Source organism: Klebsiella sp. D-Nf1, assembly GCF_002810515.1.
Classification (GTDB): Bacteria; Pseudomonadota; Gammaproteobacteria; order Enterobacterales; family Enterobacteriaceae; genus Klebsiella; species Klebsiella variicola.
In genome coordinates this window covers 263770-280433 of sequence record NZ_PIOK01000006.1, presented here as the reverse complement: position 1 = coordinate 280433, position 16664 = coordinate 263770, and the positions used below count along the sequence as shown (strand labels likewise).

The 16664-nt window shown below is 56.3% G+C and carries 17 protein-coding genes; 10 read left to right on the top strand and 7 right to left on the bottom strand.

Translation table 11 applies throughout. From position 1 onward, the window contains the following. Nucleotides 1–106: 106 nt before the first annotated feature. Complete coding sequence (locus tag CWM54_RS22185; protein WP_100631202.1) at nt 107–337, bottom strand: potassium:proton antiporter; 231 nt, start codon at nt 335–337, stop codon at nt 107–109. Between the two features lie 21 nt (nt 338–358). On the opposite strand from CWM54_RS22185, the gene bamA reads away from it, so the two are divergent. Then, complete coding sequence (gene bamA / locus CWM54_RS22180) at nt 359–2782, top strand: outer membrane protein assembly factor BamA (protein WP_012969159.1); 2424 nt, start codon at nt 359–361, stop codon at nt 2780–2782. 39 nt (nt 2783–2821) lie between these two features. Here bamA and CWM54_RS22175 read toward each other — a convergent pair whose 3' ends face one another. Then, nucleotides 2822–3988, bottom strand: a complete 1167-nt coding sequence (locus CWM54_RS22175) for an SMP-30/gluconolactonase/LRE family protein (protein ID WP_100698505.1) — start codon at nt 3986–3988, stop codon at nt 2822–2824. Nucleotides 3989–4118: 130 nt separating this feature from the next. On the opposite strand from CWM54_RS22175, the gene CWM54_RS22170 reads away from it, so the two are divergent. Continuing rightward, nucleotides 4119–5066, top strand: a complete 948-nt coding sequence (locus CWM54_RS22170; RefSeq protein ID WP_100698503.1) for a LysR family transcriptional regulator — start codon at nt 4119–4121, stop codon at nt 5064–5066. 270 nt (nt 5067–5336) lie between these two features. Further along, nucleotides 5337–5690 carry an anti-adapter protein IraM gene (gene iraM / locus CWM54_RS22165; RefSeq protein WP_061156114.1) on the top strand — a complete coding sequence of 118 codons (354 nt, stop codon included), beginning with the start codon at nt 5337–5339 and terminating at the stop codon, nt 5688–5690. A 38-nt stretch (nt 5691–5728) separates the two neighbouring features. Here iraM and CWM54_RS22160 read toward each other — a convergent pair whose 3' ends face one another. The 3 genes from CWM54_RS22160 to CWM54_RS22150 are packed head-to-tail and all read right to left on the bottom strand — an operon-like array spanning nt 5729 to nt 8281. Further along, nucleotides 5729–6490 carry an inositol monophosphatase family protein gene (locus CWM54_RS22160; RefSeq protein ID WP_012969157.1) on the bottom strand — a complete coding sequence of 254 codons (762 nt, stop codon included), beginning with the start codon at nt 6488–6490 and terminating at the stop codon, nt 5729–5731. Nucleotides 6491–6500: 10 nt separating this feature from the next. Beyond that, nucleotides 6501–7514: a LacI family DNA-binding transcriptional regulator gene (locus CWM54_RS22155; RefSeq protein ID WP_100681905.1), complete on the bottom strand. Its 1014-nt coding sequence runs from the start codon at nt 7512–7514 to the stop codon at nt 6501–6503. After that, nucleotides 7511–8281 (bottom strand): MBL fold metallo-hydrolase, encoded by a 771-nt coding sequence (locus tag CWM54_RS22150; RefSeq protein WP_012543176.1) that lies wholly within the window; start codon nt 8279–8281, stop codon nt 7511–7513. The genes CWM54_RS22155 and CWM54_RS22150 overlap by 4 nt, the downstream gene beginning before the upstream one ends. A gap of 162 nt (nt 8282–8443) precedes the next feature. Between CWM54_RS22150 and CWM54_RS22145 the strand changes: the two genes are divergently transcribed. From CWM54_RS22145 to CWM54_RS22130, 4 genes are read left to right on the top strand one after another with little or no spacing between them, the layout of a single operon-like run. Beyond that, complete coding sequence (locus CWM54_RS22145; protein WP_100698535.1) at nt 8444–9475, top strand: ABC transporter ATP-binding protein; 1032 nt, start codon at nt 8444–8446, stop codon at nt 9473–9475. 29 nt (nt 9476–9504) lie between these two features. Then, nucleotides 9505–10644, top strand: coding sequence for an extracellular solute-binding protein (locus tag CWM54_RS22140; protein WP_008807278.1), 1140 nt, complete (start codon nt 9505–9507; stop codon nt 10642–10644). 60 nt (nt 10645–10704) lie between these two features. Next, on the top strand, nt 10705–11538 hold the full coding sequence (locus tag CWM54_RS22135; protein ID WP_100698501.1) for an ABC transporter permease: 834 nt from the start codon (nt 10705–10707) through the stop codon (nt 11536–11538). Continuing rightward, the gene (locus CWM54_RS22130; protein ID WP_100681907.1) at nt 11535–12392 is read left to right on the top strand and encodes an ABC transporter permease; all 858 of its coding nucleotides are present in this window, start codon (nt 11535–11537) and stop codon (nt 12390–12392) included. Before CWM54_RS22135 ends, CWM54_RS22130 begins: the two co-directional genes overlap by 4 nt. 46 nt (nt 12393–12438) lie before the next feature. On the opposite strand, the gene CWM54_RS22125 is transcribed toward CWM54_RS22130, so the two are convergent. Then, nucleotides 12439–12717 carry a YjcB family protein gene (locus tag CWM54_RS22125; protein WP_100681908.1) on the bottom strand — a complete coding sequence of 93 codons (279 nt, stop codon included), beginning with the start codon at nt 12715–12717 and terminating at the stop codon, nt 12439–12441. A 507-nt stretch (nt 12718–13224) separates the two neighbouring features. Here CWM54_RS22125 and CWM54_RS22120 point away from each other — a divergent pair. After that, complete coding sequence (locus tag CWM54_RS22120) at nt 13225–14829, top strand: EAL domain-containing protein (RefSeq protein WP_100698499.1); 1605 nt, start codon at nt 13225–13227, stop codon at nt 14827–14829. On the opposite strand, the gene soxS is transcribed toward CWM54_RS22120, so the two are convergent. Continuing rightward, on the bottom strand, nt 14814–15143 hold the full coding sequence (gene soxS, locus CWM54_RS22115; RefSeq protein WP_004151738.1) for a superoxide response transcriptional regulator SoxS: 330 nt from the start codon (nt 15141–15143) through the stop codon (nt 14814–14816). The two genes, CWM54_RS22120 and soxS, sit on opposite strands and share 16 nt — an antisense overlap. Nucleotides 15144–15227: 84 nt before the next feature. On the opposite strand from soxS, the gene soxR reads away from it, so the two are divergent. Then, nucleotides 15228–15686: a redox-sensitive transcriptional activator SoxR gene (gene soxR / locus CWM54_RS22110; RefSeq protein WP_004206331.1), complete on the top strand. Its 459-nt coding sequence runs from the start codon at nt 15228–15230 to the stop codon at nt 15684–15686. A 259-nt stretch (nt 15687–15945) separates the two neighbouring features. Next, nucleotides 15946–16614, top strand: coding sequence for a glutathione S-transferase family protein (locus CWM54_RS22100; RefSeq protein WP_100681910.1), 669 nt, complete (start codon nt 15946–15948; stop codon nt 16612–16614). The last annotated feature ends 50 nt before the right edge of the window (nt 16615–16664 follow it).

The following is a 16664-nucleotide window of genomic DNA, read 5'->3' as shown; positions in this document are numbered from 1 at the left end:
CAGGATATTTTCCTCCCTGTTCCTGGTGATCCCAGAGAGCATCATTCCTAACGAGAATTTTCTCCCTTTCCATTAACAAGAAAGGGGGCTTTTTTAATAAAAACGTTCAGGTAAATCTAAATATAGCTCTGGTGTTGGCCATTAGAACCACGGCGTTCAGGAAAAGTTCCATCATTAAATATATTTTTAAAGATGATTTAACATCCTTTTTTTCTCCATTTTGTCGCCATAATTGCATGTAATTCTGCGCCTCGCTCAGGTTATTTTCTGTCGCATATTTTAGAGATGCATCCTGAACAAATAAGCTCAACGCCAGCAGAACACTGCTATTGCTCATTATCTCGTAGACGACACATTCATGTTAAAAAAGACTCATATCATCAGCGGATTATTGATCGCCCCTTTAACGTTATATGCCGCAACATCATATCAAGTTGATGATATCCGTTTTGAAGGGCTACAGCGCGTGACCGTCGGGGCGGCGCTATTAAGTATGCCATTGCACGCGGGAGATGCGGTGACGCCAGAAGATGTCAGCGAGGCTGTGCGCGCGCTGTATGCGAGCGGCAATTTCGAGAATGTGCAGATCCTGCGCGATGGGAAAACGCTGGTGGTGCAGGTTAAGGAACGGCCCACTATTGCCAGCGTCAGTTTTTCCGGGAATAAGTCAGTGAAGGATGATGCGCTAAAGGAAAATCTCACCGCGTCCGGTATTTCTGCAGGTAGCGCACTGGACAGAAATTCGCTTAGCGAAATAGAAAAAGGGTTACAGGATTTCTATTACAGTGCGGGGAAATACAGTGCGCAGGTTCACGCGGTGGTGACCCCGTTACCGCGTAATCGCGTTGACTTAACGTTCGTCTTTCAGGAAGGCATCTCGGCGAAAATCGCACAAATAAACATTATCGGTAATCAGGCGTTTCGGGAAGAGACGCTCCTGGACCAGCTTCAGCTACGCGATAATGTGCCGTGGTGGAACGTGGTAGCCGATAAAAAATACCAGAAGCAGAAGCTGGAAGCCGATCTGGAAACGCTGCGCAGTTTTTATCTCGATCGCGGCTATGCGCGCTTTGCTATCGAGTCCACGCAGGTCAGTATGACGCCAGATAAAAAATCCCTGTATATCACTATCGCCCTCAATGAAGGCGAACGTTATCGGGTCGACCGAACTCAGGTGACAGGCGACCTGGCGCAGCATGGCCCAGAGATCGAGGCCCTTGCCCAGCCGCTGGCGGGGGCATGGTACAGCGGGGCGCAAGTCACCACAGTTGAAAATGAGATCAAAAAGCGTTTCGGTAAGTATGGTTATGCCTGGCCGCAGGTGACGACCACGCCGGAAATCGATGATGCGCATCACCGCGTGGCGCTGCATATTCAGGTCAACGCGGGCCGCCGCTACTCGGTACGCCAGATCCGCTTTTCCGGTAACGACACCTCCCGGGACGCGGTGCTGCGTCGTGAAATGCGCCAAATGGAAGGGGCGTGGCTCAACAACGAAAAAGTCGAACAAGGGAAAGTACGTCTTGACCGAACGGGTTTTTTTGAGAACGTTGAACAGCAGATCGTTCCGGTCAGTGGGACGGCAGATCAGGTCGATGTGGTCTACAAGGTGAAGGAGCGCAACACCGGCTCATTTAACGTGGGCCTGGGATTTGGTACGGACAGCGGCGTGAGCTATCAGCTTGGCGTGACTCAGGATAACTGGCTGGGAACGGGTAATAGCGTTAGCTTCAACGGGACGCGCAACAGCTACCAGTCTTATCTTGAACTGGGGGCGACGAACCCGTGGTTTACCGTCGATGGCATCAGCCTGGGCGGAAAGATTTTTTATAACAGCTATGATGCTTCCGATGCGGATGCCGGGAGCTATAACCAGCAGAGCTATGGCTTAGGCAGTACGCTGGGGTTTCCCATTAGCGAAAATAACTCCCTGAACCTGGGACTGGATTATGTTCATAATCGCCTGACCAATATGGATCCGGAGCTGACGACCTGGCGCTACCTCAGCTCCCGGGGAATCGAGCCCAGCGTGGTGACGAAAGATGGCGACAGCGGCGCGAAATATAGCGCCAACGACTATTTTGTGAGTCTTGGATGGGGATATAACGATCTCGATCGCGGCTTCTTCCCGCGTGCGGGAAACAAGAGCAGTCTTAGCGGTAAAGTGACCCTCCCCGGTTCGGATAATAGCTACTACAAGCTCTCATTTGACACCGCCCAGTATCTGCCGCTGAGCGAGAATAAGCGCTGGGTCTGGATGGAACGTTTGCGTGCAGGCTATGCCGGTGGGTTAGACGGCAAAAGTGTACCGTTCTACGATAACTTTTACGCCGGCGGCTCGTCGTCAGTGCGCGGCTTCTCTTCTAACACCATTGGGCCTAAAGCGGCCTATTACCGCTGCAATGGTAGCGAAAGCAGCTATAGCGCCTGCCCGCTGGACGCCTCATCTGATGCGGTCGGCGGGAATGCCATGGCGGTGCTGAACAGCGAATTTATCATTCCAACCCCCTTTGTGAATGATAAGTACGCCGATAGCTTGCGAACCTCGCTGTTTGTTGATGCCGGGACGGTCTGGAGCACATCCTGGCAGAACACCGCGCAGACGCTGGCGGCAGGGATCCCTGATTACGGCGATCCGGGTCATATTCGTCTCTCCGCGGGGATTGCCGTGCAGTGGATGTCTCCCCTCGGTCCACTGGTCTTCTCCTGGGCAGAGCCATTTAAAAAGTATGATGGCGATAAAGCAGAACAGTTTCAGTTTAATATTGGCAAAACCTGGTAAAAACGCAGGCAGGTCCAACGGGCCTGCCTGCCGTGTGGATCAGGGTTGCACCACTTTCCAGATGGTATATTTCTCTTCTCCCGGCTTTACCGCCTGAGCGAAGTGTTGGTTCAAATGGCTGGCGGTGAACATTACCGCGCCATCCGGGCCGATAGTCGGCGTATCGGGCCAGTACACGCGATCGTCAGCGGCCAGCAGGGTGAACCGCCCGCTCTGCGGGCGATAACGGACAATACCGTTATGGGTCACATCGGTGATATAGAGTGCGCCATGCTTATCGACCACGATCCCATCGCTATTCCCGCCGACCTCACCCGCGGTACGGATGGCCGCGGCGAGCTGGCGTTCGTTCATCGCGGGATCGCGCAGCGCGGCGGTGGCGATGGTCCGCGCCGTGGTACCGGTGGTGACCGTCCAGTAGAGGGTTTCCTGGTCCGGTGACAGCGCAATACCGTTGATACCAAGCATAATCGGGTTGCCCGGCCAGACCGTTTCCCCATGTGAAACCACCTGCAGGCCGGCAACCGGCATCAGCGCCGGGTGCTGGTTCAGTACCCGGCGGACCGTCCCGCGGTTAGCATCCACGACGATCAGTCCGGCCTGATTGTCCGGCGCGCTGCGCAGGCCGCTGTCGGCGATATATGCCACCCGGCGCGCCTCATCGACCACAATATCGTTGAGGAAGCTTCCTTCCCGGTCGGCGACGCTGTCGAGTGGAATGCGCTGCACCAGATGACCGTCGCTGAGCGCATAGATCATGATTTTTTGCGCCCCCGGCGGCGCCGTCTTTTCGCCTGCGACAAAGCCCTGATCTAACGCCCATAGCCAGCCGTTGCGGTTATCGACGTAAAAGCCCAGCACATTGCGCAGGTGCGTGCGGGGATCGGCGCTGATGCTGTTGGCCGCGGTGGACGGAAAGGCAGTGAGTCGTGCCGGGCCGCTCAGGGACTTGGTATCGAGCAGACTGAGCGTGGCGGGCGCCTGGGTCGAAATCAGACGTGGGGTGCTGACAAACGCCCGACCGGCGGCGTCAAAGTGCAATCCTGCGATGGGCGCATTGACGGAATGCGCATCGACGCGCTGCTGCCAGGTGACCCCGGTATAGCTGCGCCATAGCGCCAGATGGGCAGGGGCGTCAGGCCCGGCCGCCAGTGCGGTCTGCCCCAGGGACAGCAGGCCGAGAACGAAGAGTGAAAAACGATGCATCATGGTCTCCAGAAAGCAGTAAAAAAAGAGGGGCAGATAGCCCGGTTAAGCCTCGGTAAACGATTTTATTAAATCCCTTCGGGAAGATAAGATGCCTGGAATGACAATCATTTGTTCTCTGGAGAACCAAATGGCCCGGCGGTTTGATTATCTTGCGGATGTGGAAGTCTTTCTGGCGGTGGCCGAGCGCGGGTCGTTTACCGCCGGCGCGGTGGCGCTGTCGTCGACGCCGTCGGTGTTGAGCCGGGCTGTCACCCGTCTTGAAGCGCGCCTGGGGTGCCAGCTGCTGCGTCGCTCCACCCGGCGGATCAGCCTGACCGAGGCCGGAAGCGCCTATCTGAGTCAGGTCCGCCAGGCGTTTGAGGTGCTGGATAATGCCGAACGGGAGACGCAGGGGCAAAAAGGGGCGTTATCCGGGCACGTTAAATTGAGCGCTCCCACCACCTGGGGACACTATCGTTTGCCCGCCCGGCTGGCGTTGTACCGTCAGCTGCACCCCGACGTACAGATTGAGCTGAATATTACCAACCGTAATGTCGATATTATCGCTGAGGGCTTCGATCTGGTGGTGCGCCAGGGACATTTACCCGACAGCGGCCTGGTGGCAAAAAAGCTGGAAGATGCGGCGCTATGTCTGGTGGCCTCGCCGGCCTATTTACGCTCGACAGCGAGACCGCTGAGTAAAATAGCCGATTTGCGCCACCATTCATGCCTGACATTTATTATGCCGGCAACGGGAAAAGTCGCCGAATGGGTATTTCGTGAGGATGGCCAGGATATCAGCTGGCTGCCAACGTCATCTCTGCATGTTTCCGATGATGTGCTCGGGGTGGTCTCGCTGGCCCTGCAGGGGGCGGGGATCTGTCAGAGCTATGCGTTTATTGTGCAGGAGGCGATCGCGCGCGGGGAGCTGGTTCCTGTTCTTCCGGCGTTCGCCGGACGTTCACGGCCTTTCTCGGTGCTTTACCCGCCGCATAAAAGCCAGTCAGCCGCTGCCCGGGCATTAATTACCCTGCTGACCATGCCAGTCGAGGCGCTGGCGACGCTGCGCGCGACATTGCCTGATACCCATGACTGAGAGCTCATCCACAAGGACTAAGACGTTTTGTCAATTATGTTTATATTATCTTATTTTTTATTATATTTTCTTTTCTGTGGTTAATTTATTTCTTTTTTTATAGAGGCTAATCATTAATCTCTTAATGAAGAATTAAGGTTACCGATAATGGGTTATGTTGTTAGGGATTGTCTTAAGTCACATAATTGTCAGGTGTGCTTGCAGTTTATAATAATGGATGCTATCACTATATAAGCTAATAATTTGTAACATCTGTTATAAGGAAGGAATATGAAATGGACTATTCTTAATACTCTCATCTGCCCGCAATCCGGCATCGCCTTTTCGGCAATATCCAGCCTGCGTTTCTTAAAGTTTATTATGTGGTACGAGGCCGATGTGATACTGCTGCCCGGCGAGTCGATGAAGCTCTATTCCTCGAGAGTTTTAATTAATGACCAGTATCATTCATTAAAAATCTACAATATTGCGGTGTATGACGAGGCGCAGTGGGAGAAATTACGCGAACGGCCATCATGCCCGTATCAGGCTGGCGGCAAGCGGTCTGACTCCTGTTTTTTCCAGTCCTTTTGCGCGATTAAGCGCTGCCCGAATAATATTCCCCGCGGTGAACCCTGGCGTTAGCCCGAGAACGCCGCCGGTCGGCTACCGGCGGCGCGATGTTATTTGACCAGCAGGGCGGCCATTCGTGGCTGGACGCTTGCGCAGCCGGCGAGGACGAGGTTGCCTTGCCGCAGCCCTTCATTGGCGAGAAATGCATTGCACGTTCCCCCCGCCTCCTCAATCAACAGCATCCCCGCCAGCGCGTCCCAGCTGTTCATATGCGCTTCAAAATAGCCATGGATCTGACCGGCAGCGACATGCGCCAGCATCAGGGCGCCCGCGCCAAAACGGCGATACTCCAGGCCGGCGTCGAGCAGCGTGTCGATGGCCCGGGCATAGTCGCTGGCCGGGGCGCGGCTTGAGCGCCCCATGCCGATCACCACCGCGTCGGGATCCGGCTCGCGCAGCGTCAGGCGACGACCGTTGAGAAATGCCCCTTCGCCGCGGCCGGCGAAGAAAAACTCATTGCGATCGGGGGCGTAGATGATGCCGAGCGAGAGTTCGCCCTGGCACACTCTCGCCAGTGAGATACACCAGTAATCCATGCCAAGGATAAAGTTGGTGGTGCCATCCACGGGGTCAAGCACCCAGACGGTGTGCTCATCGCCTTCGAAACCGCTCTCTTCACCGAGGAAACCCTCCTGCGGAAAGTGCGCCTTCAGCCACCCTTTAATCTCCTGTTCTACCGCGAGATCCGCTTGCGACACAAAGTCCTGGCGCGATTTTTTATCGACCTGCAATCCCGCATCGCGCAGCGCCTGGGCGTGGGCGCCTGCCTGGCGAATCAAGGCGCATAATGACTCTCGTTGTGCTTCCGTCATGGTCCTGCTCTCAGATAACAAAGGGCGACGTGCGCCGGTGAATTAACGTCACCTCCACCCAGGTGGTGCGTGAAGGTTGTAAAGGGTCGACGGTGCGCTCCTGCAGCCGGGCGAGCGCCTGGCGGGAGATCGCCGCCACATCCTGATGTAGCGTGGTGAGCTGGTAGCTATATTGCGCGGTCGGCGGCGTGTTATCAAAACCAATTAGCTGGTAATCCTCAGGCGCCTGTTTGCCGCGCTGGCGCATTCCATCGAGAAAGCCGCAGGCAAGCTGGGCGTTGGCGCAGAAGATCCCCTCCAGCGCCTCGTCGGCGAGCGCTGCGGCCTGAAACCCGCCCGTATAGCCCTCTTCCGGGCAGGTGAGGATCGCCAGATCGCGTTCGACGTCCGCTCCGCGCGCCTGCAGTGCCCGGCTGAATGCTTCCCCACGCATGCGCCCGGCCCAGGTGGAAGGAGAGTGGTTGAGCCAGCCAAACCGCCGGCAGCCGCTGCGCAGCAGCTGGTCGGCCGCCAGTTCGGCTCCCGCGACGTTATCAGAGCAGACGTAATCCACCCCGGGGATCGTCGGCTGGCGGTTTATGCCCACTACCGGGATATGCTGCTGGACGCACTCGTTCACCAACGCCTCCGGCGGCTGGCCGGAGGTGACGATAACGCCGGAGACGCGAAACTGCGTGAAACGGCGCAGGGTGTGCGCCAGGTCCTGCTCGCTGTGGATCTCGCTCACCAGCGCCTGAAAGCCCTGGCGCTGGATCTCGTTGAGCAGCGCATCAAGCAGAGCGCTGCGAAAAGGATCGCTGATGCGCGAGACGACCACGCCGATTAAGTGGCTGCGCTGGCGATTGAGCCCCTGGGCAAGGAAGTTAACCTGGTACCCCAGCTCTTCGGCGGCGCGCAGTACCCGCGCCCGGGCGTCGGGAGAGATGCTACCGTTGCTGCTCAGCGCGCGTGACACCACCGCCCGGGAGACGCCGGCCAGTCTGGCAACGTCCTGGGCGGTGACGCTGGGTTTACGTGGGCTCATAGGGCATGCGCCTCATCGGCGAATGCGGGACGCGGCAGCGTAAAGTGGTCCCCATCCTGCGACACGAATAATCCCTGCCACGGCTGACAGGCTTGCTTCAGCGCCGACAGGGCGGCGTCCTCGCAGTGATAGAGCCCCAGCGCCGGGAGCTGCAGCGTTCTGAACAGCATCAGGCAGGAGGGGAAATCGCCATGAGAAGCATCGTCGTCAAGGGCCGCCACTGAGGCACATTCCTGAAACGCCAGCCCGGCGCCGGCCATCAGGGCTATCGAGTCGGCGGTTGGCCGGCCATCGCCGCTGTAAAACAGCGTCTGCCCGGCAATGGTGATGCGGATGGCGCGATTACTCAGCTCATGCTGGGTGGCGGCGGTGCGGATCTGCCAGTCCTGCCACGTCCAGGCTTCGCGGCATTCCTGCCAGTCGATGGTGAAACCAGGGTCCGCCTGAGGCCAGTTCGCCAGCGCGGCCAGCTGCATGAGCACCGGCTGCTGCGCTGGCTGGCAGTAGATAATCAGCGGCTTCTGACGGGAGCCACTTTTCCAGTAATTCAGCAGCGCCGTCAGACCGGTACAGTGATCCGGATGGACGTGGGTGAAGTAGATTGCGTCAATATCATTGACCCCACCGCCGCGCTGCCAGAGTGCGCGGGGAACGGTGGGGCCGCAGTCGATTAACCACTGTTTGTTGTCCGCGTCGATCACCCGCAGCGCGGAGGTATTTTGCGTGCAGGAAAAGGCGCTCCCGCAGCCAAGCACATCTATTTTCATTGACCCTCGCCAAAATTTTTTGCCGCTTAATTAAATTGTCATAAATACCCGACAAAGTAGGCTCACATCATGTCGAGTTAACGTTGCATTTTTTTTACAGCCAAATGAACACGTGTTCACCTTGCTAAAAAAATGCCGCAGCAGCGCTTTCAGGTAGCGAATATGAGTTATTTACAGATCACCGGCCTTAAAATTAGTTATGGCGATAACGTGGTTTTACATAATATCGATCTGGCGGTCGAGCAAGGGGAAATGATTGCCCTGCTGGGTCCGTCGGGATGCGGAAAAACCACGCTGCTGAACGCGCTCTGCGGCTTTATTCCGGTGCAAAGCGGCGAGATGGCTATTGCCAGTCGAACGATCACCCATCTTGCGCCGGAGCAGCGCAATATCACCATGGTGTTTCAAAGCTACGCCCTGTGGCCGCACCTGACGGTAGCGCGCAATATCGGCTATGGCCTGAAGCTGCGCAAATGGCGCGGGGCGGATATCGCGCGGCGGGTGGCGGAGCTGCTGCGAATAGTGAATCTTGAGGGACTTGGCGAGGTGAAAGTGACCGAACTGTCGGGCGGTCAGCGGCAGCGGGTGGCGCTGGCAAGAGCCCTGGCCATAGAGCCCCAGGTGCTGGTGCTGGATGAGCCGTTATCTAATCTGGATGCCAAAGTGCGCCTGAATGTGCGCCATGAAATTAAATCTCTGCAAAAGAGACTGGGTTTCACATCATTAATTGTCACCCACGATCAGCAGGAAGCCTTAGTGATGGCGGACCGCATTGCGGTATTAAATCAGGGGCGTATTGAACAAACTGGCACCCCGGAACAAATATATCAACATCCTGCGACGCCCTTCGTCGCTGATTTTATGGGCGCCGATAATAAAATAACCTCCGGTGAATTATCCGCTGCCGCAATATCCGGTTTATCCGCCGCTCAGCAGGGGGAAAAAGTTATTTATTTTCGCAGCGCTGATGCCGCGCTCGCTGAATTAACGCAGCCTGCGCCGCAGGAGGGACTTGCTCTGGAGGGCGTGGTGGAGCAAAGCGCGTTTCTGGGCAATCTGTATCGCCACAGCGTGCGCTGTCATGACCGCCTGCTACTGGCCGATGCCGCGCAATGCTGGCCGACGAGAAGCCGCGTTCGGCTCCATGTGCCAACGCCGGCCCTGCATATTTTTCCTTTACCACTATCACAGTGATATCAGCGTGTTCATTCTGGGGACAATCCATGTTGACTAAGACGAAAGCAGCGATCGTAACGACCCTCTTCCTGAGCCTTGGCGCACAGGCCGACACCATTCTGAATGTCGCCACCGCGGGCGATCAGAATATGGTGGATTATGTAAAAACCTGGCTGGGGCCAAAATTTGAAGCCGCTCATCCCGGCGTCAAGGTGCGGGTGATCGGTACCGGCCCCGGCGACGCCGGGTCGAATAAAATTAGCGAGAAGCTAACGGCCCAGCAGGAGAGCGGCGCGCAGCAGTGGGATATCGACGTCGCGGTAGTGCACCAGAAGGCGGGCGGTGAGCAGGTGGAAAAGGGATTACTGCAAAAATACCGTCAGGATATTCAGACCGGCGGCATGGTGAGTTCGCCGAGCGCCACTCAGGCGCTGGGCGTTAACGTCGACGGATACGTCATGCCGATGTTCTTAAGCCAGACCGCTATCGCCTGGAACAGCGATCTGCTCAGTACCCCACCGGCGTCGTATGACGAGCTGGTGGCCTGGACGCAGAAACATCCGCAGGCTTTTGGCTATAACGGCATCAAGAACGGCATGTCCGGCGTCAGCTTTGTGGTGGGCTGGATCTACGCCTACGGGACCGACGCCCAGCGTCTCTCCGCCGGGCCCTATGATAAAAGCGTCGAAAAAGGCTGGCAGCAGGCCTATGAGAAGCTGAAGGCGTTCAATAAAAACGTAACTTTTACCCCGGGCAACGCCGGGACGCTCGACATGCTGAGCCGGGGGGAAATCGCCATGGGCCCGGTGTGGGTCGATATGTTCTATAGCTGGAAAGATCAGGGCAAGCTGCCGCCCTCGATCAAGCTTGCTTTACTGGCGCCGGGTATGCCGGGTCAGCCGATGTATTACGTCATCCCGGCGAAGGCGGCGAATCCGCAGCTGGCGCGCGACTTTATCGCGCTGGCCACCAGCCCGGAAGTGCAGGCGCAGGGGATCGTTAAGCAGTTTAACTGGTATCCGGGCATCGACGCCGGCCAGGTGAAGCCGAAGCTGGATACGGCGACCTGGCAAAAGCTGTTTGCCGAAATCTCGCCGGAAGCGCTGGCAAAGTATGGCAAAAGCTTCCCGATCGCTCCCTATTTTGACGACATCAAAGAGGGTTACGAAAGCCAGGTGGCCAACTAACGCCTTCTCCCGCCCGGGTTGTCGGCCCGGGCGCTTTCTTGTGCTGACGCCAGGTGCATTATGTCCAGTTCATTAAAATATCTGCTGCTGGTTGCTCCGGCGGCGCTGATGATCGCGATCCTGTTTTTGTATCCGCAGGGGTTTTCGCTGGTCTCGGCGTTTACCGCGCCGGGACAGCCGTTCACGCTCGATCACTTCCGCAAGGTCTATGCGCTTTACGCCAGTGATGTGCTCTTTTCGCTGATTATCGTACTGGTCTCAGTGGCGCTGTTAGCGCTGATCGCCATTACCCTGTCGGCAGTGATTGCGCTGTCACCGTGCCGACCCGTTGTTCGTCTGCTGGGTTTTTTGTATCGCTTACCGCTGTTTATTCCGTTTATCGTTGTCGCCCAGATGATGCGCACTTTTCTCGCCAAAAATGGCCTGATGAACAATGCGCTGGTGGCGGCCGACCTGGTCACACCGCTGGAGACGCTCTCCTGGCTGGGATGGAAAGGGATAGTGATCACCTTTGTCTGGAAGCAACTGGCCTTTGCCACGCTGCTGATCTGCGGAGCGATGGCGGCGCTGGAGTCGTCACAGATCCTTGCTGCGCGTAACCTTGGCGCCTCCCGGCCGCGGATCCTGTTCGATATCATGCTGCCGCAGGTCCTGCCGACCATCGGCGTGGCGCTGGTGCTGTCGACGGTGACCATGATGTCGGTGCTGTCGGTACCGTTGATGATCGGCGTAGGGACGCCGACGATGCTGACGGTGGATATGGCGTTTCGCGTGAATTCCTATGGCGATTACGCGGTGGCGAATGCGCTTGGTGTGGTGTCGCTGGCGATCTGCGGCGCGCTGTCGTGGTTTTACCTGCGCCACAGCCTGCAGCAAAAAGGAGGGGAATCATGAAAGCGCTGACCCTCGCCTCATCCCCGTCATGGTGGATGAAAGGGCGCCGTAAAGTGCGCGCCAGCCTGGCGCTGCAGACCCTGCTGCTGCTGTTTATGCTGCTGGCGATGTTTGGCCCGCTGCTGAACCTGTTGATCTGGACCGTAGCGGAAAGCTGGTATTTTCCCCATTCGCTGCCCAGTCAGTGGGGGCTGAAGTACTGGTATCAGGTTTTCAACCCATACAGCGATGTGTCCGGTTCGCTGTTAACCAGCGTGTTGATCGCCCTGTTGTCGGTGGGGGTCTGTTTACTGATTTCCGTACCTGCCGGCTATGCACTTTCCCGGCGGAAAATGCCGCTGCGGGTGCTGTTTATGCTGCTGTTTCTCACCCCGCAGGCCTTTCCCAACCTGACGGTATACATGAATGTTGCCCGATTGTTTTATCAGTGGGGATTGAACGGCAGTATCGCGGGGGTGGTGCTGGTGCATAGCGTCCACGGCCTGATGTATTCGGTGTGGATCTGTGTGGCCGCCTTCTCATCCATCGACCCGCTGCTGGCGCGGGCGTCGCGTAACCTTGGCGCCGGACCGGTGTATACCTTCTGGCACATTGTGCTGCCGCAGGCGGCGCCGGGGATCGTTGCCGCCAGCATCTTCGTTTTTCTGGAATCGCTGGATGAATTTACCGGCACCTTCTTTGTCGGTGCGCCGGATATCACCACGCTGCCGCTACTGCTCTATAACGCCAGCATGTCGGGTAACTATCAGGTCTCGTCGATTACGGCGCTGATTTTGCTGGTGCCATCGCTGCTCTTTATGGTGGTGATCCATAAATTTATGCGTCCGGAGATGATGGCGAAACTGGGGAAATAAGGACGGTAGAAAACAAAAAAGCTTCCCGGTGGGAAGCTTTTTAACATCAGGTCATCATCATTGGCCATTCTGGCGGCGTCTGACTCATGACCTCAATCATCACATCTTTGATATTACCCCAGATTTTTGCGATATCGATCAGGGTGATCCCCAGCAAACCGGTGGCGAACCAGCAGGCGGCGGCAAGGCCGAGGCAGCTGCAGATCACTGCCAGACCGGCATAATCGCTTTTCCGTAGCTGGATATTCAACGAGCTGGCGAGAAACATCAGTACCGCGCTCACCAGGGGCCAGCGCAACAAAACGACACTGGTAGTAATGGCCATTAACCTATCCTCAAAGAAAGTCGGGGAGCCATAGATGACCTGGCGCGACTGACGATGGCATAGCGCTCTGGTCTTGACTGGCAAACTAGAGAGTGATGAAACGTCATTCCTGTTTCATCAACTTGTGTGAACTATATCACACTTGGCGCTTTATTCACCAGTCAAAAAATGAGCTTTCGCCGCGCTTAATAAGCCTGATATTTATGTGGATATGGGTGAGCGATGGTCATTAATTATTTTCATTCTGCGGCTAATGATTATTATTCTGCGGGTTTTATTACCTGTTCTTGTTTATTACACGGAGAAACCGAGTCAGATGCACGTCTATTCTTAATCTGACGAGAATATCTTTCGAATACCTGATAAATAAGTATTATTCAACACTACCCGCTGGAATGATGGCGCCTGTGAAGGGCCTGCCACTTACTCCGGGTGTCTATCGCAGTCGCGATTGCTAACGTGTTCGGGCTACCTTAATTAAGGCATATCGCATGGATGAAAGCGTAAATGGGTGACAGTGCGCCGCATAAGGCGCTCAGACTCGTCGGGATCGGTGTCGTTATTTTATTGCCGGTGGTGTTGGCATTGTGGTTTGCCCAGCTGCGGGCCAAAGCCGAAACTATTGATCAATTACACTCATTTTCGCAGCTGGCGCTGCAAAAAACGGAAATGGTTATCCGGGAAGCGGATCAGGCTCGGGCGAAAGCTAGCCAGTATCGCGGGGAACTGTGCTCAGCGGAGCACCAGCGTTATTTACTGCATATTGTTCGCGGTCTGCTGTATGTGGAAGATATGATCTACGCTCAGGGCCAGCGCTTTATCTGTTCAACGTCTGTCCATCCCGCGACCGGCTGGCGGATGCCGGCGGCGAATTATACTAAAAAGCCGGATGTGGCGATTTACTACTACCGGGATACGCCGTTTTACCCGGGCTTTGCCATGAATTATATGCAGAAGGGGCCCTATGTAGTGGTGGTCAACCCCTACTCGTTCAGCTCGGTGATTGCCAGCGACCGCGATTTAGCCTATGGCGTTTTCGATACCAAAACTCACCTCTTTTTCTCGCTGAGTGATAATGTCGAACCCGCCGAACTCCAGGCGTTAATTCGCGAAGGCGATGCTTTTTTTAATCAGAATGGTCGGGTGTATACGATAGCCCGCTCTGCTATCCGGCCGATCGCGGTCATCATGTCCACCTCACGGGCCAGCTACTACCACAACTTCTGTGACCAGGCGAGCCTGACCCTGCCGCTGGGGCTGATTTGCAGTATTTTACTGGTGCTGGTGTGGACACGAACCCGTCGGCAGTATCATTCGCCGCGCAATATGCTGCAGCGGGCTCTGAGCTGCCGCCAGCTGCGGCTGCACTACCAGCCGATTATTGATATTAAAAATAACCGCTGCGTTGGGGCGGAAGCGCTACTGCGCTGGCCGGGATTTGACGGCCCGGTGATGAATCCGGCGGAGTTTATTCCGCTGGCGGAAAATGAAGGCATGATTGCCCAGATCACGGACTACGTGGTGGACGAGCTGTTTTATGAAATGGGTGAGTTTCTTGCCAGCCATCCGCAGCTGTATGTGGCGATCAATCTCTCTGCGTCCGATTTCCACTCGGCGCGACTTATTTCCCAGATCAGCGAGAAAGCGCACAGCTATGCGGTCTGCATCGGGCAGATCAAAATCGAAGTGACCGAGCGCGGGTTTATCGACGTGGCGAAAACGACGCCGGTGATCCAGGCGTTCCGCGAAGCAGGCTATGAGATTGCGATCGATGATTTCGGTACCGGCTACTCGAATCTGCATAATCTGCACGCGCTGAACGTCGATATCCTCAAAATCGATAAAACCTTCGTTGATACGCTGACCACCAACAACACCAGCCATCTGATCGCTGAGCACATCATCGAGATGGCGCGCGGGCTGCGTTTAAAAACTATCGCGGAAGGGGTGGAGACCCCGGAGCAGGTAAGCTGGCTCTACAAGCGCGGCGTGCAATTTTGTCAGGGCTGGCTGTTTGCGAAAGCCATGCCGGCGCGGGAGTTTATGCAGTGGTTAGCGAATGCTCCCACGCCTATAAGCAGGCCTCAGCCGCCGCATCACGCGGAGATCTGATGGCGGTAGTCGCTGGGAGTGCGGTCGAACTCGCGGCGGAACACCCGGGAGAAGGTTTGCTGCGAGACGTAGCCCAGATCCATCGCGATATCAAAGATAGGTCGCTGAGTGGTTCGCAACGCTTCCGCCGCCAGCAGCAGGCGGCGCTGACGAATATAATCACCCAGCGTCTGATGCATTACGGTACGGAACATCCGCTGCAGATACCATTTCGAGTATCCTGACTTTCTGGCGACTATATCAATGTTAAGTGGTTGATCGATATGTTCATCAATCCATTCAATCAGTGTTTGAATAATATCCTGATGGGACATAAAGCGGCCTCTCTCAATTCTCGATTCGTCGTTTTGTCTGCGGGCGAGTATAATTCCTCAAGTTAACTTGAGGTAAAGCGCTTTATGGAAAAGAAATCACCCCGTATCAAAATGCTGCTGACGCCCGGGGAAGTGGCAAAACGAACCGGCGTGGCGGTCTCGGCTCTCCATTTTTATGAGAGTAAGGGGTTGATCCACAGCCAGCGGAATGCCGGCAACCAGCGGCGTTACCGGCGCGATGTCCTGCGCGCGGTGGCGATAATCAAAATTGCGCAACGCATCGGCATCCCGCTGGCGACCATCGGCGACGCGTTTGGCGTACTGCCGGAAGGGCACAATCTCAGCGCAAAAGAGTGGAAGATGCTGTCATCGCAGTGGCGTGAGGAGCTGGACCGGCGTATTCATACCCTGACGGCGCTACGCGACCAGCTCGACGGCTGCATCGGTTGCGGCTGTTTATCACGGCGCGACTGCCCGCTGCGCAACCCAGGCGATAAGCTGGGGGAAGAGGGGACCGGCGCCCGGCTGCTGGAAGAGGAGTAATAAAACTAAAGCGCCACAACTGGGCGCTTTAGTTGTTTTCCGGTCTTTGTCTTTCGCATTATCTCGCTGGTTCACGAGAGGGTTTCCCCCGACATCGACGTCCCTCAGTATTGCGCAATCTGTTGATGGAGGTTCCGGTTTGCGTCGACACTTTAACTATGGCATCTGCCGCCATTTTTTCCTCACTATTTTGCCGAAATTTTCCCGGCAATGAGCGCCAGTTCCTATAGTTAATTCGAACAAACCACGGGAGAGGCCCATGCTGACAGTACACCATCTTAATCAATCACGATCGCAACGCGTACTGTGGGCACTGGAAGAGCTGCAGCTGCCTTATCAGATAGTCCGCTATCAGCGGGAAAAGTCGATGCTGGCGCCGGCGGCGCTGAAGAAAATCCATCCGTTGGGGAAATCGCCGGTGCTGGAAGACAACGGCTATGTGCTGGCGGAGTCCGGGGCCATTCTCGAGTATTTGCAGGAGACCTGGGACAGCGGCGGGCTGCTGAAGCCGCAGGCGATAGAGGACAAACTGCAGTACCGCTTCTGGCTGCACTATGCCGAAGGCTCGCTGATGCCGCTGCTGTTAATGAAGCTGGTGTTCGCCAGCCTGGGTAAACCCCCTGTGCCCTTTGGCGTCCGCTCGCTGGGCGCCCTGCTGGGCAAGGGCATTCAAAAAGCGTGGCTGGATCCCCAGCTGGCCACCCATACGCGGTTTATTGACGACCATCTTTCCACGCGGCCATGGTTTGCCGGCGAGCGACTGAGTATGGCCGATATCCAGATGAGCTTCCCGGTGATGGCGCTGTTGGCGCGCGGTGGCGTGCATGACCTTGTCCATATCGAGGCCTGGCGACAGCGGGTGGAGCAGCGCCCGGCCTGGCAGCGGGCCATCGAGCGCGGCGGCCCCTTTTCCTTACCTGGCGCCTGAGGTATCAGCGGATCCGATGACGCTGATAAATGAAAGCAACTCACTAAAAA

Coding starts and splice junctions, on each gene's coding strand:
- CWM54_RS22140 (WP_008807278.1), top strand. CDS start 9,505: ATGTTGACTAAGACGAAAGCAGCGATCGTAACGACCCTCTTCCTGAGC.
- CWM54_RS22170 (WP_100698503.1), top strand. CDS start 4,119: ATGGCCCGGCGGTTTGATTATCTTGCGGATGTGGAAGTCTTTCTGGCG.
- CWM54_RS22130 (WP_100681907.1), top strand. CDS start 11,535: ATGAAAGCGCTGACCCTCGCCTCATCCCCGTCATGGTGGATGAAAGGG.
- iraM (WP_061156114.1), top strand. CDS start 5,337: ATGAAATGGACTATTCTTAATACTCTCATCTGCCCGCAATCCGGCATC.
- CWM54_RS22100 (WP_100681910.1), top strand. CDS start 15,946: ATGCTGACAGTACACCATCTTAATCAATCACGATCGCAACGCGTACTG.
- bamA (WP_012969159.1), top strand. CDS start 359: ATGTTAAAAAAGACTCATATCATCAGCGGATTATTGATCGCCCCTTTA.
- soxR (WP_004206331.1), top strand. CDS start 15,228: ATGGAAAAGAAATCACCCCGTATCAAAATGCTGCTGACGCCCGGGGAA.
- CWM54_RS22160 (WP_012969157.1), bottom strand. CDS start 6,490: ATGACGGAAGCACAACGAGAGTCATTATGCGCCTTGATTCGCCAGGCA.
- CWM54_RS22120 (WP_100698499.1), top strand. CDS start 13,225: ATGGGTGACAGTGCGCCGCATAAGGCGCTCAGACTCGTCGGGATCGGT.
- CWM54_RS22145 (WP_100698535.1), top strand. CDS start 8,444: ATGAGTTATTTACAGATCACCGGCCTTAAAATTAGTTATGGCGATAAC.
- soxS (WP_004151738.1), bottom strand. CDS start 15,143: ATGTCCCATCAGGATATTATTCAAACACTGATTGAATGGATTGATGAA.
- CWM54_RS22135 (WP_100698501.1), top strand. CDS start 10,705: ATGTCCAGTTCATTAAAATATCTGCTGCTGGTTGCTCCGGCGGCGCTG.
- CWM54_RS22175 (WP_100698505.1), bottom strand. CDS start 3,988: ATGCATCGTTTTTCACTCTTCGTTCTCGGCCTGCTGTCCCTGGGGCAG.
- CWM54_RS22150 (WP_012543176.1), bottom strand. CDS start 8,281: ATGAAAATAGATGTGCTTGGCTGCGGGAGCGCCTTTTCCTGCACGCAA.
- CWM54_RS22125 (WP_100681908.1), bottom strand. CDS start 12,717: ATGGCCATTACTACCAGTGTCGTTTTGTTGCGCTGGCCCCTGGTGAGC.
- CWM54_RS22155 (WP_100681905.1), bottom strand. CDS start 7,514: ATGAGCCCACGTAAACCCAGCGTCACCGCCCAGGACGTTGCCAGACTG.
- CWM54_RS22185 (WP_100631202.1), bottom strand. CDS start 337: ATGAGCAATAGCAGTGTTCTGCTGGCGTTGAGCTTATTTGTTCAGGAT.